This is a genomic window from Pseudomonas sp. AC463, assembly GCF_979253585.1.
Genome location: NZ_CEEDDZ010000017.1, coordinates 23,170 through 42,989, shown reverse-complemented (window position 1 = coordinate 42,989; position 19,820 = coordinate 23,170). Strand labels below are relative to the sequence as shown.

General features: G+C 62.2%; 19 protein-coding genes. 10 read left to right on the top strand and 9 right to left on the bottom strand.

Features of this window, described 5'->3' with window-relative positions; translation table 11 throughout:
• The first annotated feature begins 142 nt into the window (after positions 1 to 142).
• The 4 genes from AC0IYH_RS21065 (at position 143) to AC0IYH_RS21050 (ending at position 5,352) form a co-directional block, all read left to right on the top strand.
• Positions 143 to 682 carry a sigma-70 family RNA polymerase sigma factor gene (locus AC0IYH_RS21065; RefSeq protein WP_122772876.1) on the top strand — a complete coding sequence of 180 codons (540 nt, stop codon included), beginning with the start codon at positions 143 to 145 and terminating at the stop codon, positions 680 to 682.
• Complete coding sequence (locus tag AC0IYH_RS21060; RefSeq protein ID WP_471836024.1) at positions 679 to 1,647, top strand: FecR family protein; 969 nt, start codon at positions 679 to 681, stop codon at positions 1,645 to 1,647. Before AC0IYH_RS21065 ends, AC0IYH_RS21060 begins: the two co-directional genes overlap by 4 nt.
• A gap of 128 nt (positions 1,648 to 1,775) precedes the next feature.
• Positions 1,776 to 4,349, top strand: coding sequence for a TonB-dependent receptor (locus tag AC0IYH_RS21055; protein WP_471836022.1), 2,574 nt, complete (start codon positions 1,776 to 1,778; stop codon positions 4,347 to 4,349).
• A 103-nt stretch (positions 4,350 to 4,452) separates the two neighbouring features.
• Positions 4,453 to 5,352 carry a DMT family transporter gene (locus tag AC0IYH_RS21050; RefSeq protein ID WP_471836020.1) on the top strand — a complete coding sequence of 300 codons (900 nt, stop codon included), beginning with the start codon at positions 4,453 to 4,455 and terminating at the stop codon, positions 5,350 to 5,352.
• Positions 5,353 to 5,393: 41 nt separating this feature from the next.
• On the opposite strand, the gene AC0IYH_RS21045 is transcribed toward AC0IYH_RS21050, so the two are convergent.
• From AC0IYH_RS21045 to AC0IYH_RS21030, 4 genes are all read right to left on the bottom strand, one after another.
• Complete coding sequence (locus AC0IYH_RS21045; protein WP_471836018.1) at positions 5,394 to 6,596, bottom strand: class I SAM-dependent methyltransferase; 1,203 nt, start codon at positions 6,594 to 6,596, stop codon at positions 5,394 to 5,396.
• A gap of 160 nt (positions 6,597 to 6,756) precedes the next feature.
• The gene (locus AC0IYH_RS21040) at positions 6,757 to 7,374 is read right to left on the bottom strand and encodes a TPM domain-containing protein (RefSeq protein ID WP_116628275.1); all 618 of its coding nucleotides are present in this window, start codon (positions 7,372 to 7,374) and stop codon (positions 6,757 to 6,759) included.
• 31 nt (positions 7,375 to 7,405) lie between these two features.
• Positions 7,406 to 8,095 carry a TPM domain-containing protein gene (locus AC0IYH_RS21035; protein WP_471836016.1) on the bottom strand — a complete coding sequence of 230 codons (690 nt, stop codon included), beginning with the start codon at positions 8,093 to 8,095 and terminating at the stop codon, positions 7,406 to 7,408.
• An 18-nt stretch (positions 8,096 to 8,113) separates the two neighbouring features.
• The gene (locus AC0IYH_RS21030) at positions 8,114 to 8,725 is read right to left on the bottom strand and encodes a LemA family protein (RefSeq protein WP_116628277.1); all 612 of its coding nucleotides are present in this window, start codon (positions 8,723 to 8,725) and stop codon (positions 8,114 to 8,116) included.
• Between the two features lie 242 nt (positions 8,726 to 8,967).
• Between AC0IYH_RS21030 and bglX the strand changes: the two genes are divergently transcribed.
• On the top strand, positions 8,968 to 11,259 hold the full coding sequence (bglX, locus tag AC0IYH_RS21025) for a beta-glucosidase BglX (RefSeq protein WP_116628278.1): 2,292 nt from the start codon (positions 8,968 to 8,970) through the stop codon (positions 11,257 to 11,259).
• Between the two features lie 142 nt (positions 11,260 to 11,401).
• Here bglX and AC0IYH_RS21020 read toward each other — a convergent pair whose 3' ends face one another.
• From AC0IYH_RS21020 to AC0IYH_RS21005, 4 genes are all read right to left on the bottom strand, one after another.
• Entirely contained in the window at positions 11,402 to 12,559 is a 1,158-nt protein-coding gene (locus AC0IYH_RS21020; RefSeq protein ID WP_471836014.1) for a phospholipase D-like domain-containing protein, read from the bottom strand.
• 1 nt (position 12,560) lies between these two features.
• Positions 12,561 to 13,139 carry a YceI family protein gene (locus AC0IYH_RS21015; RefSeq protein WP_471836012.1) on the bottom strand — a complete coding sequence of 193 codons (579 nt, stop codon included), beginning with the start codon at positions 13,137 to 13,139 and terminating at the stop codon, positions 12,561 to 12,563.
• Between the two features lie 178 nt (positions 13,140 to 13,317).
• Entirely contained in the window at positions 13,318 to 13,632 is a 315-nt protein-coding gene (locus AC0IYH_RS21010; protein WP_122772872.1) for an amidase, read from the bottom strand.
• The gene (locus tag AC0IYH_RS21005) at positions 13,629 to 14,702 is read right to left on the bottom strand and encodes a serine hydrolase domain-containing protein (RefSeq protein WP_471836010.1); all 1,074 of its coding nucleotides are present in this window, start codon (positions 14,700 to 14,702) and stop codon (positions 13,629 to 13,631) included. The genes AC0IYH_RS21010 and AC0IYH_RS21005 overlap by 4 nt, the downstream gene beginning before the upstream one ends.
• A 184-nt stretch (positions 14,703 to 14,886) precedes the next feature.
• Between AC0IYH_RS21005 and olsB the strand changes: the two genes are divergently transcribed.
• Both olsB and AC0IYH_RS20995 read left to right on the top strand, forming a co-directional pair.
• Entirely contained in the window at positions 14,887 to 15,642 is a 756-nt protein-coding gene (gene olsB / locus AC0IYH_RS21000) for an L-ornithine N(alpha)-acyltransferase (protein ID WP_034118547.1), read from the top strand.
• Positions 15,642 to 16,433, top strand: a complete 792-nt coding sequence (locus AC0IYH_RS20995; RefSeq protein ID WP_116628283.1) for a lysophospholipid acyltransferase family protein — start codon at positions 15,642 to 15,644, stop codon at positions 16,431 to 16,433. The genes olsB and AC0IYH_RS20995 overlap by 1 nt, the downstream gene beginning before the upstream one ends.
• Before the next feature lie 49 nt (positions 16,434 to 16,482).
• Here AC0IYH_RS20995 and AC0IYH_RS20990 read toward each other — a convergent pair whose 3' ends face one another.
• The gene (locus AC0IYH_RS20990) at positions 16,483 to 17,067 is read right to left on the bottom strand and encodes an ACP phosphodiesterase (protein WP_122772870.1); all 585 of its coding nucleotides are present in this window, start codon (positions 17,065 to 17,067) and stop codon (positions 16,483 to 16,485) included.
• Positions 17,068 to 17,221: 154 nt separating this feature from the next.
• Here AC0IYH_RS20990 and AC0IYH_RS20985 point away from each other — a divergent pair, with 154 nt between their 5' ends.
• Genes AC0IYH_RS20985 through AC0IYH_RS20975 form a run of 3 tightly spaced genes read left to right on the top strand, consistent with a single transcriptional unit; the run spans position 17,222 to position 19,812 of the window.
• Positions 17,222 to 17,548, top strand: coding sequence for an ArsR/SmtB family transcription factor (locus tag AC0IYH_RS20985; protein WP_010212305.1), 327 nt, complete (start codon positions 17,222 to 17,224; stop codon positions 17,546 to 17,548).
• Between the two features lie 13 nt (positions 17,549 to 17,561).
• Entirely contained in the window at positions 17,562 to 18,728 is a 1,167-nt protein-coding gene (locus AC0IYH_RS20980) for an MFS transporter (RefSeq protein ID WP_116628285.1), read from the top strand.
• A 28-nt stretch (positions 18,729 to 18,756) separates the two neighbouring features.
• Positions 18,757 to 19,812, top strand: coding sequence for an alkene reductase (locus AC0IYH_RS20975; protein ID WP_116628286.1), 1,056 nt, complete (start codon positions 18,757 to 18,759; stop codon positions 19,810 to 19,812).
• Positions 19,813 to 19,820 lie beyond the last annotated feature (8 nt).

Below are 19,820 nucleotides of genomic sequence, written 5' to 3'. Positions count from 1 at the left end.
CTTTATTGACTGACCCACTGCCATCGGGAGCAAGCCCCCTCCCACATTTGTAATGTGTTGACGCTTAAATAGAGACAAATAGCAATAATTCTCGATATCATTCGCGACTTTTCCAAGCCGTGCTTCGTCAAGAAGGATATCCATGTCTCGTCCCAAGCCCGACCCGTTGTCGGCCGATGCCTTTCGCGGGTTTTATGCAGATATTCTGTATTTCCTGCGCAAACGCACGGACAACGCCAGCGACGCGGCGGACATGACCCAGGATGTCTTTACCCAATGGCTGGACTACCGCGACCGCGCCAAGGTCGAGCAGCCACGGGCGTTTCTGTTTCAGATGGCGCGCAACTTGTTGCGCGATCACTGGCGTAAACAGAAGGTGCGGCACACCGTCCACTCCGATCAGGCCGACAGGGACGCCGAAGCGGTCACCGACGAGCAAAACGAACCCATGGCCGCCGCGCAGCGTTTGCAACGCCTGGAACAGTTGAAAGAAGTCCTCGCCGAACTCTCGCCGCGCCGACGAGAAGCCCTTATGCTGCACCGCTTCGAAGGCCTGAGCCAGGCGCAGATCGCCGAGCGCATGGGCATTTCGACCAGCATGGTGGAAAAGCACATCGCCTTGGCCCTGCTGCATTGCAAGCGACGCCTTCAAAACGACCCCGGCACGGAGCAGCCAGAATGAACCGCCTGAGCGACATCGACGTCCTGGATATCGAGGAGAGCGACTCCATCGATGCCCAGGCCGCCAGCTGGTTTGCACGTAACCGTAACGACGCGGGGCGTGCCGACCGCAAAGCCTTTGCCGCCTGGCAGGCAACGCCGGCGCATGCCCGCGCCTATGCCGAATTCGAACAGCTGTGGGCTGACCTCGCCCAGTTGCAGCAACTGAACAAACCCGTGGCGCTGCCCACGCGCAAACCGTCGGTGTGGCGCCCTGCCCTGGCCGTGGCCGCTGCCGTGCTGTGTGCCGTGCTGACCACACAGATTGGTGCGCCCCGCGAGTTGTTTCACACCCAGGTGGCGGCCCACGCCAAGGGCATGCGCACCCTCGACCTGCCCGATGGCAGCACCCTGTTTGTAAATGCCAACACCCGCGTGCGCGTGGACTTCACCGCCCACCAGCGCATCGTGCATCTGGACAAGGGCCAGGTGTATATCGAGGTCGCCGCCGACAAGGAACGCCCACTGTTCGTGCAGGCCGGAGAAGCCAATGTGCGGGTAGTCGGCACCGGCTTCGACGTGCGCCGCAGCCAGCAGCAACTGGTGGTCAGCGTTGCCCATGGCCAAGTGGCTTTCGAGCCGGATGCAAAAAGCACCGTCAGCTTGCTCGGCGCCCGGCAACGCGCCAGCTACAACTACGCCAAGGGCACATTGCAGCAGCAAACCCTCAGCGCCGAAGAAGTGGCCGACTGGCGCAGCGGGCACTTGTCGTTTCGCAACCGCGAGCTGGCCAGCCTGATCGACGAACTGAGCCTGTACCGGCCGCAGGCACCGTTGCAGGTGAATAACAGCGTGGCGCACCTGAAGGTCTCGGGCAATCTGGATGTAAATGACCCCGACGCCCTGCTCAACGCCTTGCCCGCCCTGCTGCCGGTGAAAACCGTGGCCTCGGCCGATGGCATCGTGCGCATCGAACCGAGCAAATAGCCCCCGAAAAACCGCACTTGAGAATATTTTTCATTCGCAGGTGTGGATTTTTTTGCCTGCACCGTCTTCCTCCGGTCTGCGTTTGATACGCACGCCTTTTTGGCCACTTGGCCACACCGGGGGATTTCATGTTTCGCGCGCCTTGCCACGCTTCGCACCTGTTGCTTCGACCGACCATTATCGCCGCCTGCATGGCGTTCAGCCTCACGGCCCAAGCCGAGTCGATCAAGCTGCAACTGCCCGCCCAATCGCTGGCCACGTCCCTGAGCCAGGTGGCGCAACAGGCGAAAATCCAGCTGCTGTTCGATGAAGAGTTGCTCAAGAACGTGCAGGCGCCGGCACTCAATGGCGAGTTCACCCCGGAAGTGGCGATTCGCAGCCTGCTGAAAAACAGCCAGTTCAGCCTGATCAAAGTTGGCAGCACTTACGTGGTAAGGCCCGAAGAGGCCAAGACCACCAACAGTGGTGCGATCCAGCTGGATGCCTTGAGCGTGATCGGCACCGGCAATCAGGTCGATTCCAGCACGGTCGGTCGCTCTACCATGAGCCAGGCCGATATCGACCGCTATCAGCCGAATAACATCCCCACGCTGCTACAGAACTTGCCGGGTGTTTTCATGGGCGGTTCGCCCAAGCCGGGTGGCCAGACCATCAACATTCGCGGGATGGGCGAGGCCGAAGACGTGCCGATGTCGGTGGATGGCGCCACCAAAAGTGGCTTTGAGCGCTACCAGCAAGGCACCGTATTTATCGAGCCCGAACTGATCAAGAGCGTCGAAGTGGAAAAAGGCCCCTACTCGCCCTTCACCGGCAACGGCGGCTTCGGCGGCTCGGTCATCATGGAGACCAAAGACGCCCCGGATATGCTGGAAGAAGGACGCAACGCCGGGGCGATGCTCAAGTATGGCTACGCCAGCAACGACCATGAGCAGGTCTACAGCTCGGCCGTGTATGGCCGCACCGACGATGGCCGCTTCGATGCTCTCGCCTACCTGACCCAGCGCGATGGCGGCGACATGAAGCTGGCCGGCACCCCGCCCGATCCGCGCAATGAGTACCCGATCAACCCCAAGCGCTTGCCCAACAGCGCACAGAATGTGGACGGCAAGCTGTTCAAGCTCAACGCTCACTTCACGGACGAACACAGTGCAGGCTTGTCCTACTCGCGCTCCAACAGCCAACGCTGGACCCCGTTCTCCGCCAAGAGCTACCCCACTCCGCCACTGCAATCGGCCATCGACCGCTATGGCTATGAAGGGGCGTTGAAGCGTTTCCTGGCCAACCGCGAGACCATTGACACGACCTATTCGGGCAAATACGAATACCAGCCACTGGACAACCCGCTGGTGGACATGAAGCTCAGCTATTCGGTGTCCCATACCGACCAGACCGATGAGCGCAACGCCGACGCATCGTTCTCGCTGGCCACGGGTGGGCGCAAGATGGACACCGCCTACGGCGACAAGATTCTTGAACTGCGCAACATCAGCCTGTTCAACACCGGCCCACTGGAACACGCCGTGACCACCGGCGTACAAATTCGCAAACACAAGCGCGAAACCGAAAGCTGGATGCCCGGCGCCACCTACAACACCGCCAAATACAACTACGGGCACTTCCAGCCCTACTTCATGCCCCATGGCAAAGTCGACTCCAATGCGTTCTACCTACAGGATGCCGTGACCATCGGCGACGTCACCATCACGCCGTCCCTGCGCTATGACCACGTGCGCAACCGGGGAGAAGCCAACGATGCACCCTACTACAGCAACCCGGACCCAAGCTTTGGCCATGATTACAGCGACCGCACCTACACCGGTTGGTCGCCACGCCTGGCAGCCTACTGGAACGTCACCCCCGATGTGGCGATGTTCGCCAGCTGGAACAAGACCTGGCGCGCACCGGTAATCGACGAGCAGTACGAAGTCCAGGGCGTCGGCAGTCGCACCTCTACCAGCCTCAACCTCGACCCAGAGCGCATCACCGCCATCACCGCCGGCAACATCACCAACTTCTCCAACCTCATCGGCCATGGCGACAACCTGCAACTGCGTACGACCCTATTCCACAATCGTATCGAAGACGAGATTTTCAAAGCCACTGGCCTCGGCTGTGAGCGGCAGAACACCGCAGTGGGCAGCATCGACACGGTCTGCACCAGCGCCGACATGGCCGCCAAGACCAACTACCGCAACGTCGGCGGCATGACCATCAAGGGCTTTGAGCTTGAAGCCTACTACGACTCGACCTACGTGTTCGGCTCGGTGAGCTACTCCTACGCAAGCGGTAAACGCGACAACCCCTACACCAACCCGTGGGCCACCGACATCCACGTGTGGGCACGGGATATTCCGCCGGCCAAATGGGTGTTGATGATGGGCAACAAAATCCCGGCCTGGAACGCCCAATTCGGCTGGACGGCGCAGTTCGTACGCAAGACCGACCGCCTGCCCAGCGATAAATACTCCCGCAGCCTGAACAGCACGGTAGGCGACAGCTTCTACGACCAGTACGAGAACACGTCCTACGGCAGCATGGGCCTGTTCGCCAACTGGAAGCCGCAGCAAGTCGGCCTCAAGGGCACCGAGTTCAACTTCACCGTCGATAACCTGCTCAACAACAACTACCGTCCTGCACTCAGCGGCGACCGCGCCTACAGCGAAGGGCGCAATGCCAAATTCAGCGTCACGCGGTTCTTCTGAAAAACTGTACGGATAAATCCGCACCCAGCTGTAGGCCCGCATTCGACGGGGGTTGTGGCTAGATGGGCTTCCCTTGAAGCCCTCTGGATGTCGGATCCCTCCCATGAGCTCGCGCGAAAACACCGGCATGGCCCTCGGCCTGCTGGGCGTCATTATCTTCAGCCTGACCCTGCCCTTCACCCGCATCGTGGTGCAGGAGATCCACCCGTTGCTCAACGGCCTGGGCCGCGCCTTGTTTGCGGCAGTCCCGGCGGCAGCACTGTTGCTGTGGCGCCGCGAGCGCTGGCCGACCTGGCGCCAGATACGCGGCTTGTGCCTGGTGATTGCCGGCGTGATTCTGGGCTTCCCGGTGCTGTCGGCCTGGGCCATGCAAACCTTGCCGGCGTCCCATGGTGCACTGGTTAACGGCCTGCAGCCGCTGTGCGTGGCGCTGTATGCGGCGTGGCTGTCCCATGAGCGACCGTCCAAAGCCTTCTGGGCCTGCGCGGCGCTGGGCAGTGCATTGGTGTTGGGTTACGCGTTGATCACCGGCGCCGGCAGTATTCAAGCCGGGGATTTGCTGATGTTCGGGGCAATCGCCCTGGGCGGCCTGGGGTATGCCGAAGGCGGCCGACTGGCCAAGGAAATGGGCGGCTGGCAAGTGATCTGCTGGGCGCTGGTGCTGTCCACGCCAGTGCTGATCGGCCCGGTGTGGTACCTGGCGGCGCAGCATCAAGGGGCAATATCCATGCGCACCTGGTGGGCGTTTGGGTATGTGTCGCTGTTCTCGCAGTTCCTGGGGTTCTTCGCCTGGTACGCCGGGTTGGCCATGGGCGGCATTGCACGGGTCAGCCAGATTCAGCTGTTGCAGATATTCTTCACCATCGCGTTTTCGGCATTGTTCTTTGGGGAACATATCGAACCGATTACGTGGCTGTTTGCCTGTGGGGTGATTGTGACGGTGATGCTGGGGCGCAAGACCTCCGTGCAACCTGCGCCGACGCCAAAGGCTAGTGTGGTCTAAATGTGGGAGGGGGCAAGCCCCCTCCCACATTGGAACCGTGTTCAGCTTAAGTAACCATCCGCACGCAACAGCGTTTCCAGGCAGTGATCGGTGATCTGGTAGAACGCCTTCAACGCCTGGATCTTCTCCAGCAACTGCGCATTGTCCACCGGCTCGGCACGCTTGACCGCAAGGATCATCTTGTTCTTGTTGGTGTGGTCCAACGAGATGAACTCGAACACCTTGGTCTCGTAGCCGCAGGCTTCGAGGTACAGCGCGCGCAGGCTGTCGGTGACCATCTCCGCCTGCTGGCCCAGGTGCAGGCCGTATTGCAGCATCGGCTTGAGCAGCGCCGGGCTCTGGATCTGCAGGCGAATCTGTTTATGACAGCACGGCGAGCACATGATGATCGACGCGCCGGAACGGATACCGGTGTGGATCGCGTAATCGGTGGCAATGTCGCAGGCATGCAGGGCGATCATCACGTCCAGATCGCTGGGCGCCACACTGCGCACGTCCCCGCACTTGAACACCAGCCCCGGGTGCTCCAGGCGGGCGGCGGCGCTGTTGCACAGGGTCACCATGTCTTCGCGCAGTTCCACGCCGGTCACTTCGCCCTCGGCCTTGAGGGTGTTGCGCAGGTAGTCGTGGATGGCAAACGTGAGGTAGCCCTTGCCCGAGCCGAAGTCGGCGACGCGCACCGGCTGGTCCAGTTTCAACGGTGAGGAGGTCAGCGCATGGCTGAAGACTTCGATGAACTTGTTGATCTGCTTCCACTTGCGTGACATCGACGGGATCAGCGCCTGCCTGGCGTCAGTCACGCCCAGGTCGGCGAGGAACGGCCGGCTCAGGTCGAGGAAGCGATTTTTCTCACGGTTATGCTCGGCAGTCGGCGCTTCACGCAATTGCTGCGGCTTGCTTTTGAACAGCGAACTTTTGTTCTTCTTGCTGTATTCCAGCTGGGCTTCGTCGGTCAGCGACAGCAGGTGCGCGTTCTTGAACGACGCCGGCAGCAGCGCGGCAATCGCCGCTACGCCGTCGGCCACGGGCAGGTTCTTGGTGATGTCGCGGGTCTTGTAGCGGTAGACGAAGGACAGGCAGGCCTGCTCCTTGACCGTCACCGGCTTGATGATCAGCCGTTGCAGCTCGGCTTCTTCACCGACGTACTTGGCCAGCACCAGCTTGATAAACGCTTCCTGCGCGAGGCTTGCGCTCAGCAGTTCGATGAACTGGGCGTGATGATCGGGTTGAGCGGTGACAGACATGAACAAAAACGCCTCGGGCAGTGAATGCCGGACATTTTAGGGGGGATAGCCCGCCGGGGCACGGAGTTATTTGACCAATGGTCAATTCGCCAGGCCACTGTAGATCCAAATGTGGGAGGGGGCTTGCCCCTCCCACATTTTTTGCTCAGTGTTGACTGGGCTATTCGAGTACGACCAGTCGGTTCGGCAGCTCATTACGCGTCTGCGTCACCGGCACATGCACCTTGAGCAACTCGCCACAGGCTTCGATGCAGGCAATAAACCCGGCCAGGGTCTGGCCCTGTTTCACCTGCTGGGTGAACCGCTTGACGATCACATCCCAGCTGCTGTCATCCAGGCGTTTGGAAATGCCGTCATCCACCAGGATTTCCACATACCGCTCGGCCTCGCAGACAAAAATCAGCACGCCGGTGCTGCCCAGCGTGTGGTGCAGGTTCTGCTCCAGAAACTGCCGACGCGCCAGGTTCGACGCGCGCCAATGGCGGACGGACCGGGGGATCAAACGGGTAGTGACCTTGGGCAAGCGAAACACCAGGCACAACACAATGAAGGTCGCCCACTGCGCCAACAGCAAGGTGTACATGGTCAGGTAGCCCGACAAGTAATGCACCACACCGGGCACCACCAACGCGATCAGGCTGGCCCACAGCAGTGGGATGTAGGCGTAATCATCCGCGCGGGCGGCCAGTACCGTCACCAGTTCGGCGTCGGTCTGCTGCTCCACGCGGGCAATCGCCTCGGCGACCTGGCGTTGTTCGTGTTCACTCAGTAGTGCCATGGTTGTAGATGCTCTTTTCTCGTTATTGTGATTACCAACCGCCAGAGGCCCCGCCGCCGCCAAAACCGCCGCCGCCGCGTCCACTGCTGCTGAGGATCGCCAGCAAGATCGCGCCTACCGGCAGCCCCAGGCGATTGCACAACCACAGCACACCGATAAACAGGATAAACAGGCCGATGGAAAGCCCGGGATTATCCTTGGCGAAGTTGGCGTCCGCCACATGCGCCGGCACGGCCAACGGCTCGCCGCCCACCACTTGAATCATCGCCGCCACACCATCACTGATGCCCTGGCTGAAATTGCCGGCCTTGAACTTTGGCGCTATTACCTGGTTGATGATCACCCAGGATTGCGCATCGGTGAGCACACCTTCCAGGCCATAGCCCACTTCGATGCGCAATTTGCGCTCGTCACGGGCGACGATCAACAGCGCGCCGTTGTCCTTGCCCTTCTGGCCGATGCCCCACTGGCGGCCCAATTGGTAACCAAAGTCTTCAATGGGCACGCCCTGCAGGTCGGGCACCGTGACCACCACAATCTGGTCGCCACGGGCCTGCTCCAGCGCCTGCAACTGCTGGGTGATCTGCTCGCGCGTTGCCGGGTCGATCATCTGGGCGCTGTCCACCACCCGCCCGGTCAGCGCCGGGAAGCTCAGCGCCGCCTGGGCCACGCCCACGCAGGCCAGCAACCACAGCGCCAAACCTATCCGTAATAAACGCATCGACACCTCAGGAAAGTCTTATTTGAACTTCACTTGCGGCGCTTTATCGGCATCGGCACTGGTGGCCTCAAACGTCTGGCGGATCGGCAAGTCGCTGTACATCACGCTGTGCCACAGGCGGCCGGGGAAGGTGCGGATCTCGGTGTTGTAGGCCTGCACTGCCTGGATGAAATCGCGACGGGCCACGGCGATACGGTTTTCCGTGCCTTCAAGTTGCGATTGCAGGGCGAGGAAGTTCTGGTTGGCCTTGAGGTCCGGATAGCGTTCGGACACCACCATCAAGCGGCTGAGGGCACCGCTCAAACCATCCTGGGCTTGCTGGAACTGCTTGAGTTTTTCCGGATTGTCGAGGGTGCTGGCATCCACCTGGATCGAGGTGGCCTTGGCCCGCGCTTCGATCACGGCGGTGAGGGTGTCCTGTTCATGGGCAGCGTAACCCTTGACCACTTCCACCAGGTTGGGGATCAGGTCGGCGCGGCGTTGGTACTGGTTCTGCACCTGGCCCCAGGCGGCCTTGGCCTGCTCGTCCAGGGTCGGAATGTTGTTGATGCCGCAACCGCTCAGCACCGTGCCGATCAATAGCAAAACCGCGGTTTTCAAGCCCCAGCGGTAACCTTGTGCTGCTTGCATGGTGTTTCTCCTGCCCAATCTTGATGGAATGTTACGACTAACCCTATACACCGCGCGCTTGGGGCATAATCCGCCACCACTGGAATGCATTGAGCCAATCAGCTACAAAGATGCCCAGCGCGAAAAAGAGTTCAGAGTGTGCTGCATTTATCTGAACAACACCCGAACAACAATAGACGCTCCCCACATTTTGGCCGACAGCGTTCCCTTGATGCTGTGCAGTGAGCCGAAAAAGGATATTCATGAAAAAGCTGTGTTTGCTCGGCCTTGTTGCCACTCTGGCCAGTTACCCCGTGTGGGCAGAAACAAAGCCTGCTGCGCTTAAAGACAAGGACGCCTTCGTCAGCGACCTGCTCAAGCAGATGACCCTGGATGAAAAGATCGGCCAGTTGCGCCTGATCAGCATCGGCCCCGAAATGCCCCGCGAGATGATCCGCAAGGAAATCGCCGCCGGCCGCATCGGCGGCACGTTCAACTCCATCACCCGCCCGGAAAACCGCCCCATGCAGGACGCGGCCATGCGCAGCCGCTTGAAGATCCCGATGTTCTTCGCCTACGACGTGATCCACGGCCACCGCACGATCTTCCCGATCAGCCTGGCCCTGGCCTCCAGCTGGGACATGGACGCCATCGGCCGCTCCGGGCGCATCGCCGCCCAGGAAGCCGCCGCCGACAGCCTCGACATCACCTTTGCGCCGATGGTCGATATCTCCCGCGACCCGCGCTGGGGCCGCACCTCCGAAGGCTTCGGCGAAGACACCTACCTGGTCTCGCGCATTGCCGAAGTGATGGTCAAGGCCTTCCAGGGCACCAGCCCCGCCAACGCCGACAGCATCATGGCCAGCGTCAAGCACTTCGCCCTGTATGGCGCGGTGGAAGGCGGGCGCGACTACAACGTCGTCGACATGAGCCCGGTCAAGATGTACCAGGACTATCTGCCGCCCTATCACGCGGCGATCAAGGCCGGCTCCGGCGGCGTGATGGTGGCGCTGAACTCGATCAACGGCGTGCCCGCCACCGCCAACACCTGGCTGATGAACGACCTGCTGCGCAAGGACTGGGGCTTCAAGGGCCTGGCCGTGAGCGACCACGGCGCGATCTTCGAGCTGATCAAGCACGGCGTAGCCAAGGACGGGCGTGAAGCCGCCAAGCTGGCAATCAAGGCCGGCATCGACATGAGCATGAACGACTCGCTGTACGACAAGGAATTGCCGGGGCTGCTCAAGTCCGGCGAAATCGAGCAAAGCGATATCGACAATGCCGTGCGCGAAGTGCTCGGCGCCAAGTACGACATGGGCCTGTTCAAAGACCCGTACCTGCGCATCGGCAAGGCCGAGGATGACCCGGCCGACACCTACGCCGACAGCCGCCTGCACCGCGCCGACGCGCGTGACATCGCCCGCCGCAGCCTGGTGTTGCTGAAAAACCACAACGACACCCTGCCGCTGAAAAAATCCGCGACCATCGCCCTGGTCGGCCCGCTGGCCAAGGCCCCCATCGACATGATGGGCAGCTGGGCCGCGGCCGGTAGGCCGGCGCAATCGGTGACTCTGCTCGACGGGATGAACGCCGTGATCGGCGAAAAAGGCAAGATCATCTACGCCCGTGGCGCCAACATCACCAACGACAAGGCGGTGGTCGACTACCTCAACTTCCTCAACTTCGATGCCCCGGAAGTGGTGGATGACACCCGCTCGCCACAGGTGCTGATCGACGAAGCCGTCAAGGCCGCCAAGGATGCCGATATCGTGGTCGCCGCCGTGGGTGAGTCCCGTGGCATGTCCCACGAATCCTCGAGCCGCACCGACCTCAACATCCCGCAAAGCCAGCGCGACCTGATCAAGGCCCTCAAAGCCACCGGCAAGCCGCTGGTGCTGGTGTTGATGAACGGCCGCCCGCTGTCGATCCTGGACGAGAAGCAACAGGCTGACGCGATCCTGGAAACCTGGTTCGCCGGCACCGAAGGCGGCAACGCCATCGCCGACGTGCTGTTCGGTGACTACAACCCGTCGGGCAAGCTGCCGATCACCTTCCCACGCTCCGTGGGGCAGATTCCCACTTACTACAACCACCTGACCATCGGCCGGCCGTTCACGCCGGGCAAGCCGGGCAACTACACCTCGCAGTATTTCGATGACACCACCGGGCCGCTGTTCCCGTTTGGTTATGGCCTGAGCTACACCACGTTCAGCCTGTCGAACATGGCGCTGTCGTCCACCACCTTGAACAAGACCGGCAAGCTCGACGCCAGCGTCACCCTGCGCAACACCGGCAAGGTCGATGGCGAAACCGTGGTGCAGTTGTACATCCAGGACGTCGCCGGCTCGATGATCCGCCCGATCAAGGAGCTGAAGAACTTCCAGAAGGTCATGCTCAAGGCTGGCGAAACACGCACGCTGCACTTCACCATCACCGAGGAAGACTTGAAGTTCTACAACACCCAGCTCAAGTTCGCGGCGGAACCGGGTGAGTTCAATGTGCAGATCGGGTTGGATTCCCAGGATGTGCAGCAGCAGACGTTTGAGCTGCTCTAACACCTGACGGGTTAAAAATGTGGGAGGGGGCTTGCCCCCGATTGCGGTGTGTCAGTCAGCAAATTTGTTACTGACCCACTGCCATCGGGGGCAAGTCGAATCGTCGCACCGCCCCTCCCACATTTGCCCCTCAGTGATCTGATTAACCGCGCCGGTCCAGCAGATTCACCACCAACCGATCAATCCACCCCCACACCCGCTGCTTCACCCGCCGCCACAACGGCCGGGCCTTCCACGCTTCCAGGCTGACTGCCTGGCTCTTCACAAAATCGCGCTCGAAGCTACCCGCCACCGCTTGCGTCAACTCAGGGTCCAACGCTTCCAGGTTGGCTTCCAGGTTGAAGCGCAGGTTCCAGTGGTCGAAGTTGCACGAGCCGATGCTCACCCAATCGTCCACCAGCACCATCTTCAGGTGCAAAAAGCACGGCTGGTATTCGAAGATCTGCACGCCAGCCCGCAGCAAACGCGGGTAATAACGATGCCCGGCGTAGCGCACGGACGGGTGATCGGTGCGCGGGCCCGTGAGCAGCAACCGCACATCCACGCCGCGCCCCGCCGCCCGGCGCAACGCTCGGCGCACGCTCCAGGTGGGCAGGAAGTACGGCGTGGCCAGCCAGATGCGCGACTTGCTGCTGTTTAAAGCGCGGATCAGCGACTGCAAAATATCGCGGTGCTGGCGGGCATCGGCATAGGCCACACGCCCCAGCCCAGGCCCGGTCGCCGGCACCTTGGGCAGGCGCGGCAAGCCGAAATGGGTGGCCGGCTTCCACGCCCGGCGCGCCGCGTTGGCGTGCCACTGGCGGTCGAACAAGGCCTGCCAGTCCTGCACCAGTGGGCCGCTGATCTGCACCATCACTTCGTGCCAGTCGGCGGTGTCTTGCCCCGGCGTCCAGAATTCATCGGTAACGCCGGTGCCACCGACCACGGCGATTTCCTGGTCGATCAGCAATAACTTGCGATGGTCGCGGTAAAGGTTGCGCATCCACCGGCGCCAACTCAGGCGATTGTAGAAACGCAGCTCCACTCCCGCGTCGGTCAGGCGCTTGCGCAGCCCCAGGGTAAAGGCCAGGCTGCCGTAGTCATCGAACAGGCAACGCACCCGCAGGCCGCGTTCGGCCGCCAGCACCAGTGCTTGCACCATGGCTTCGGCGCAGGCGCCGGCTTCCACCAGGTACAGTTCGAGATCGACTTGCCGCTCGGCGCGGGCAATGCCCACCAGCATCTGCGGGAAAAATTGCGGGCCGTCGATCAACAACTCGAAACGGTTGGCGCTGCGCCACGGGAACACTGCGCCGCTCATGTCAGCGCGCCGTAAAGATCAGTACCGCACCCACCGGCACCGACAGACTGATCGACTTGAGCCCGGCCGCCTTGCGCAATGCGGCCACGCCCGGGGCCAGGTCGAAATCCTCGGCATGCAACACCACCGGTTCCAGGGTCACCACCTGGAAACGCCGGTCATCCAGGCGTGTGGCCAGGAGTTCGGCGCTGTAGGTCTGGGTCTTGCCGTGCAAGGTCACGCTCATGGGCAAGCGCAATTCCAGTTGCGCACCGGGGGCCAGGTCGTTGATGGGTTGCAGGTTGATCTGCGCGCTGATCAGCGCTTCGGGGAAGGTCTTGATCTGAAACAGCTCATTGCGCATGCGCTCATCGCGCAGCGGGATGCCACTGTTGACCGACTCCAGCTCCACTTCCACCGTGGCCGCGCCTTTGCTGTCGACCTTGCCGTGCAGCACCAGGAAGCGCTGGACTTCGGCGATTTCGGTGTTCTTGGTGGTGACGAAGGACAGGCGCGAGGACTCGTTGTCCAGGTACCAGTCGGCGTGGGCGGGTATGGCGGCGGCCAGCAACGTGAAGGCGAGAGGTTTGACGTTGAACATAGAGACTCATGGGGCAAAAAACCTGCACGAACCTTAACACGCAATTCCAGTGTGGGAGGGGCGGTGCGACGGTTCGACCTGCCCCCGATGGCGGTGGGTCAGTGGCAGATGTGCTGGCTGGCCCAGCGCCATCGGGGGCAAGCCCCCTCCCACATTTGGTTGGTGGTGGGTCAGGGGGTCAGGGGGTCAGGCGGCAGCCTTGTCGTTCGCCCAGCCACCTTGCACTGTGCGTGCGCCCCAACCCGCTCGCCGTTACCTCACTGCGTTCGGGGTTATCGGTAAACGCGCTAGTGGGCACGTACTGCTTCACATACCCCCGGCAATACTCCGCCGGGTTGTTCGCCACGTAGCGGCACGAGCAGTATTCCTTGGCGGTGTACGCCGCGATGATGTCGGGGAAGGCTTGCAGGTTGACGCGTTCGTGCCAGACCCAACCCAGCAGCGCGAGCAAGAGCAGCAGAAACAGGCTGGTAAACGGCCGGCGACGGATCATGGTTGCACCGCCGCGAGCACGCGCTTGAGCAGTTCGTTATGGCGATAGCTGCCGTCGCGGTCGTCGCCGTAGCGCACGATCACCAGGTGCTCGCTGGGCAGCACGTACAGAGCCTGGCCCCAGTGGCCGAGGGCGGCGAAGGTGTCGGCGGGGGCGTCGGGCCAGGGGCGCGGGCTGCCCTGGTTGAGCCACCAATGCCCGCCGGGTACCGCTTCATCCTGACCGGCTTGGTATTTTTCGAACGGCTGGCGATTGAAATCGACCCAGGCTTTGGGCAGCAACTGTTCATCGCCCCAGCGCCCGTCCCGTGCCATCAGCAGGCCGACGCGCGCCAGGTCGCGTGCGGTCAGGTAGGCGTAGGACGAGGCAACAAAAGTTTCGTCGGCGTCGGTTTCCCAGGCCGCATTGCGAATGCCCAGCGGCTTGAACAGCGCATCCCACGGGTAACTCATATAGGCCTTGTGGCCGAGCATGCCTTTAAGCGCGGCGGACAAAATATTGCTGTCGCCGCTGGAATAACGGAAGGACTGGCCCGGTGCGCCGGCCGCCTCGGTGTTGGCGGCAAACTCGGCCATGTCGGCGTGGCCACGGGTGTAGAGCATCGCCACCACCGAGGATTTCAGCGGCGCGTATTCGTAGTCTTCCTGCCAGTCCAGGCCCGAGGCCCAGTGCAACAGGTCGGCCATGGTCACCGTGGGGTGCTGCTTCATCGGCGGGTAGAAGCGCGCCACCGGGTCGTTCAATTTGAAGCGATTGTCACCGTAGGCCACGCCGAGCACGGTGGCCATCAGGCTTTTGCTGATCGACCAGGTCAGGTGCGGCGTACTGGCGGTGGTGGGCGCGGCGTAACGCTCATAGATGATTTCCCCGTCGCGGATCACCAGCAGCGCATCAGTGCGGATGCCCTGGCGGGTGGTGTCGTCACGCGGGGGGAAGGCGTAAGTGTCCAGGGCTTCGGCGGCCAGGCCGGCGAGTGGCGTGGCCTTCGCCCAGTCCTTGTCTGGCCAGCTTTCGGCGCGGGCGGTAACGGTGGCTAACAGCAGGGCAATACACAACAGGCCTCTGACCATGGACGCAGACTCAAGGGGGCATTCAAGCCCGCGAGCCTAGCCGAGGGTGATGACAGATTTGCTACAGAGGGGCTGTCATCCAACCGTCACCGTAACTTCATGGAGATGACACCGGGCCTACATAGCCTGAGTTTGGACAAACAAGTCGACCGGCCGGTAAGTGGCCGGCACTCGGAGATTCGCCATGACTCAGATCGCCCGCATCAGCGACACCGGCAATGAACGCCGTCTGCAAGCCGAACGCCTGGTTGGCGCCAAGGCTTTGCAGGAAGCCCAGGCCCTGCGGTTCAACGTGTTCAGCGGCGAGTTCAACGCCAAGCTGAAAGGCGCGGAGCTGGGTCTGGACATGGATGACTATGATGTTCACTGCAGCCACATTGGCGTGCGCGACCTGAACAGCGGTCGATTGGTGGCCACCACCCGTTTGCTCGACCACCAGGCAGCCAGCACCCTGGGCCGGTTCTACAGCGAAGAAGAATTCAGCCTGCACGGCCTGCTGCACCTGCAGGGCCCAATCCTGGAAATCGGCCGCACCTGCGTCGACCCGGCCTACCGCAACGGCGGCACCATCGCCGTGCTCTGGGGCGAATTGGCCGAAGTGCTCAACCAGGGCGGCTACAGCTACTTGATGGGCTGCGCGAGCATCCCGATGCACGACGGCGGCATCCAGGCCCACGCGATCATGCAGCGCCTGCGCGAACGCTACCTGTGCAATGAACACCTGCGCGCCGAACCGAAAAAGCCGCTGCCGGCGCTGGACCTGCCGTCCAACGTGATCGCCGAAATGCCGCCGCTGCTCAAGGCCTATATGCGCCTGGGCGCGAAGATCTGCGGCGAGCCGTGCTGGGATGAAGATTTCCAGGTGGCCGACGTGTTCATCCTGCTCAAGCGCGATGAGTTGTGCCCGCGTTACGCCCGCCACTTCAAGGCTGCAATGTGATGAGCCGCCTGCGCGTGTACGGGCGCATTGCCCGCGTGCTGGTGGTGGTGGCGCTGGGGTTGAGCATGGCCAGTGTATTTGGGTTGTTTGAGCGCCTGGGGGTTGCCAACTCGATGGTGCGTCGCCAGCGCTGGTCGCGCTTTTTTATGGCGCGGCTGACCAACGCCCTGCCCTTTCGCGTGACGGTGCACGGTGAGCTGCCGACGCAGCCGATGCTGTGGGTCAGCAATCACGTGTCCTGGACCGATATTCCATTGCTCGGCGCGGTGGCGCCGATGTCCTTCTTGTCCAAGGCCGAAGTGCGTACCTGGCCGGTGGCCGGCTGGTTGGCGGCCAAGGCCGGCAGTTTGTTTATCCGCCGTGGCTCGGGCGACAGCCAGCTGATCCGCAAACAGATGACCCGCCATCTGGAGCAACAGCACCCGCTGCTGATGTTCCCCGAAGGCACCACCACCGACGGGCGCAGCCTGCGCACCTTCCACGGGCGCTTGCTGGCCAGTGCAATCGATGCGGATGTGGCGCTGCAACCGGTGGCGATCCGTTACCTGCGCGATGGCCAGGTGGACCCGCTGGCGCCGTTTATTGGCGATGATGATTTGCTCTCGCACCTGATGCGCCTGTTCGGCAATGACCAGGGCGATGTGGAAATCCACGTGCTCAAGCCGATTGCCTGCGCCGGGCAGGAGCGTGCGGCACTGGCGTATCAGGCGCAGCAGGCGGTGCAGAAGGCGTTGTTTGGGCCGTTGCCGGAGACCGAGCAAGTGGCAGCTCGACCAGCATTCGCCGCCTGATTGAAGTAAACACAGTTCCAATGTGGGAGGGGGCTTGCCGCTCCCACATTTAGATCTCAGTATTCAGTTGGGCTTGTGCAAATTTCTGCAATTGGGGATAGAACAGCCGGAAGTCTTCACTCAGTGGTTCGTATAACGTGCGCAACTCCTGCATCGCAAACCCCAACTCCTCCGGCTGCGTCAGCCGCCGCGAAATCCCCCGCAGCACCTGCCCCATCACCTCGAACTCACGGTACGAGCCCAGCCAGTCGTCCGCTGCCATCCATGGCGCAATCTGCGCCAGCCGCCCCGGCAACTGCGGCTCTGCGGCGAGCACGCGGTACACCTGCGAGGTGAAGTGCTCCAGCGGCTGGTCGGCATACAACGCCCAATCCCGCGCCAGGCAGTGATCGAAAAACACATCGAGGACGATCCCGGCATAACGCCTGCGGGTAAGGCTGAAACGCGACAACGCCTCCCCTACCAGCGGGTGGCTGTCGGTAAAGCGGTCAATCGAGCGATGCAACTGAATAGCCGCTTCGATTTGCGGGCTGAACTGGCCCTGCAGGCGGCCTTTGACGAAGTCGCCATAGAGGCTGCCCAGCAGTTGCGCAGGAAGTTGGCCGCCCAAGTGTAGATGTGCGAGATAATTCATGGCGCGCAGTCTAGCACTGACGCCAACGTATCGTTATAACCCGATATACCGATTTAGCCTGACCTCAGAGCGAAATCATATTGGTATATCGGGATACAACGATTTAAGGTTCGCCTCATCGCGATATAACGCTTTACGACACCGAGCACCTGCCATGTCCATCGACCTCGACGAAATAATAAAAGCCCTGGCGCACCCAGTACGACGAGACATCCTCACCTGGCTGAAAGACCCGAAAGTGCAATTCCCCGAGCAACTGCACAACCACGAATACGGCATCTGCGCCGGGCAGATCGACCAGCGCTGCGGCTTGTCCCAGTCGACCGTGTCGGCCCACCTGGCCACCTTGCAGCGGGCGGGTTTGATCAGCAGCCAGAAGGCCGGGCAGTGGCACTTTTTCAAACGCAACGAGGACACCATCCAGGCCTTCCTCGCGGCGCTCACCACCGAACTCAGCGCAGACGACAACGCCGCGCTGTAACAAGGAAACGATAATGCCCCTCTCGCTACTCATCCTGGCCCTGAGCGCCTTCGCCATCGGCACCACCGAGTTCGTCATCATGGGCCTGTTGCCCGATGTGGCGGCGGACCTCGGCGTGTCGATCCCCGGCGCCGGTTGGCTGGTCACCGGCTACGCCCTGGGCGTGGCCATCGGCGCGCCGTTCATGGCACTGGCCACTGCCAAGCTGCCACGCAAGGCCGCCCTGGTGGCGTTGATGGGCATCTTTATTGTCGGCAACCTGCTCTGCGCCCTGGCCAGTGACTACAACGTGCTGATGTTTGCCCGCGTGGTCACCGCGCTGTGCCACGGCGCGTTCTTCGGGATTGGTTCGGTGGTCGCCGCCAACCTGGTGCCGGCCAACAAGCGTGCTTCGGCCGTGGCCTTGATGTTCACCGGCTTGACCCTGGCCAACGTGCTGGGCGTGCCGTTGGGCACCGCGCTGGGCCAGGAAGCCGGCTGGCGCTCGACCTTCTGGGCGGTGACGGTAATCGGTGTGGTGGCGTTGATCGGTCTGATCCGCTTCCTGCCGGCCAAGCGTGACGAAGAAAAACTCGACATGCGCGCCGAGTTGGCCGCCCTCAAAGGCGCCGGCATCTGGCTGTCGCTGAGCATGACCGCGCTGTTCGCCGCGTCGATGTTCACCCTCTTCACTTATGTAGCGCCGCTGCTCGGCGATGTCACCGGCGTATCGCCCAAAGGCGTGACCTGGACCCTGCTGCTGATCGGCCTGGGCCTTACCGTGGGCAACATCATCGGCGGCAAGCTGGCGGATAAACGCCTGGCGGCCACCTTGATTGGCGTGTTCATCAGCATGGCGGTGGTGTCCACCGCGCTGACCTGGACCAGCGTCGCGGTGATCCCGACTGAAATCACCCTGTTCCTCTGGGCCACCGCCTCGTTTGCCGCCGTACCGGCGTTGCAGATCAATGTGGTGACCTTCGGCAAGGCTGCGCCAAACCTGGTGTCCACCTTGAACATCGGCGCCTTCAACATCGGCAACGCCCTCGGCGCCTGGGTCGGCGGCAGCGTGATCGCCCACGGCTTCGGCCTGACCAGCGTGCCCCTGGCCGCGGCGGCCCTGGCGATCCTGGCGCTGGTGGTGACCTTGATTACTTTCCGTCAGAGCGGCGATGCCGACCTGGCCCCTGCGACCAACTGATCAACTTCAACGAGCAAGGTGTTTTCCCATGACGACTATTTTCGATCCAATCAAACTGGGCGACCTGGAACTGTCGAACCGCATCATCATGGCGCCGCTGACCCGCTGCCGTGCCGACGCCGGTCGCGTACCCAACGCGCTGATGGCTGAATATTACGTACAACGCGCGTCCGCCGGGCTGATCCTCAGCGAAGCCACCTCGGTAACGCCACTGGGCGTGGGCTACCCGGACACCCCGGGCATCTGGTCCAACGATCAGGTGCGCGGCTGGGCCAACGTGACCAAGGCGATCCACGGCGCGGGCGGCAAGATCTTCCTGCAACTGTGGCATGTGGGCCGCATCTCCCATGAGTCGTACCTGAACGGCGAAACCCCGGTGGCACCGAGCGCCATCCAGCCCAAAGGCCACGTCAGCCTGGTGCGCCCGCTGGCCGACTACCCAACCCCGCGCGCGCTGGAAACCGCTGAAATCGCCGACATCGTCGACGCTTACCGCACCGGCGCCGAGAACGCCAAGGCTGCAGGCTTCGACGGCGTGGAAATCCACGGCGCCAACGGCTACCTGCTCGACCAGTTCCTGCAAAGCAGCACCAACCAGCGCACCGACAACTACGGCGGCTCCCTGGAAAACCGTGCGCGCCTGCTGCTGGAAGTGACCGACGCGGCCATCGAAGTCTGGGGCGCCGGCCGTGTGGGTGTGCATCTGGCACCGCGCGCCGATTCCCACGACATGGGCGACGACAACCTGGCAGAAACCTTCACCTACGTCGCCAGCGAACTGGGCAAGCGTGGTATCGCGTTTATCTGCTCGCGTGAAAAGGAAGGCGCGGACAGCCTCGGCCCGCAACTGAAAAAAGCTTTCGGCGGCGCGTACATCGCCAACGAACGCTTTACCAAGGACAGCGCCAATGCCTGGCTGGCTGAAGGCAAGGCTGATGCCGTGGCCTGGGGCGTACCGTTCATTGCCAACCCGGACCTGCCGGCCCGCCTGAAGGCCGACGCGCCGCTGAATGACCCGCGCCCGGACACCTTCTATAGCAAGGGCCCGGTCGGCTACATCGACTACCCGACACTGGCGATCTGATCGCCTGA

Coding starts and splice junctions, on each gene's coding strand:
- AC0IYH_RS21040 (WP_116628275.1), bottom strand. CDS start 7,374: ATGGCACTACTGAGTGAACACGAACAACGCCAGGTCGCCGAGGCGATT.
- AC0IYH_RS21055 (WP_471836022.1), top strand. CDS start 1,776: ATGTTTCGCGCGCCTTGCCACGCTTCGCACCTGTTGCTTCGACCGACC.
- olsB (WP_034118547.1), top strand. CDS start 14,887: ATGACTCAGATCGCCCGCATCAGCGACACCGGCAATGAACGCCGTCTG.
- AC0IYH_RS21050 (WP_471836020.1), top strand. CDS start 4,453: ATGAGCTCGCGCGAAAACACCGGCATGGCCCTCGGCCTGCTGGGCGTC.
- AC0IYH_RS20995 (WP_116628283.1), top strand. CDS start 15,642: ATGAGCCGCCTGCGCGTGTACGGGCGCATTGCCCGCGTGCTGGTGGTG.
- AC0IYH_RS20980 (WP_116628285.1), top strand. CDS start 17,562: ATGCCCCTCTCGCTACTCATCCTGGCCCTGAGCGCCTTCGCCATCGGC.
- AC0IYH_RS21035 (WP_471836016.1), bottom strand. CDS start 8,095: ATGCGTTTATTACGGATAGGTTTGGCGCTGTGGTTGCTGGCCTGCGTG.
- AC0IYH_RS21020 (WP_471836014.1), bottom strand. CDS start 12,559: ATGAGCGGCGCAGTGTTCCCGTGGCGCAGCGCCAACCGTTTCGAGTTG.
- AC0IYH_RS21065 (WP_122772876.1), top strand. CDS start 143: ATGTCTCGTCCCAAGCCCGACCCGTTGTCGGCCGATGCCTTTCGCGGG.
- AC0IYH_RS21045 (WP_471836018.1), bottom strand. CDS start 6,596: ATGTCTGTCACCGCTCAACCCGATCATCACGCCCAGTTCATCGAACTG.
- AC0IYH_RS20990 (WP_122772870.1), bottom strand. CDS start 17,067: ATGAATTATCTCGCACATCTACACTTGGGCGGCCAACTTCCTGCGCAA.
- AC0IYH_RS21015 (WP_471836012.1), bottom strand. CDS start 13,139: ATGTTCAACGTCAAACCTCTCGCCTTCACGTTGCTGGCCGCCGCCATA.
- AC0IYH_RS21005 (WP_471836010.1), bottom strand. CDS start 14,702: ATGGTCAGAGGCCTGTTGTGTATTGCCCTGCTGTTAGCCACCGTTACC.
- AC0IYH_RS21010 (WP_122772872.1), bottom strand. CDS start 13,632: ATGATCCGTCGCCGGCCGTTTACCAGCCTGTTTCTGCTGCTCTTGCTC.
- AC0IYH_RS20985 (WP_010212305.1), top strand. CDS start 17,222: ATGTCCATCGACCTCGACGAAATAATAAAAGCCCTGGCGCACCCAGTA.
- bglX (WP_116628278.1), top strand. CDS start 8,968: ATGAAAAAGCTGTGTTTGCTCGGCCTTGTTGCCACTCTGGCCAGTTAC.
- AC0IYH_RS20975 (WP_116628286.1), top strand. CDS start 18,757: ATGACGACTATTTTCGATCCAATCAAACTGGGCGACCTGGAACTGTCG.
- AC0IYH_RS21060 (WP_471836024.1), top strand. CDS start 679: ATGAACCGCCTGAGCGACATCGACGTCCTGGATATCGAGGAGAGCGAC.
- AC0IYH_RS21030 (WP_116628277.1), bottom strand. CDS start 8,725: ATGCAAGCAGCACAAGGTTACCGCTGGGGCTTGAAAACCGCGGTTTTG.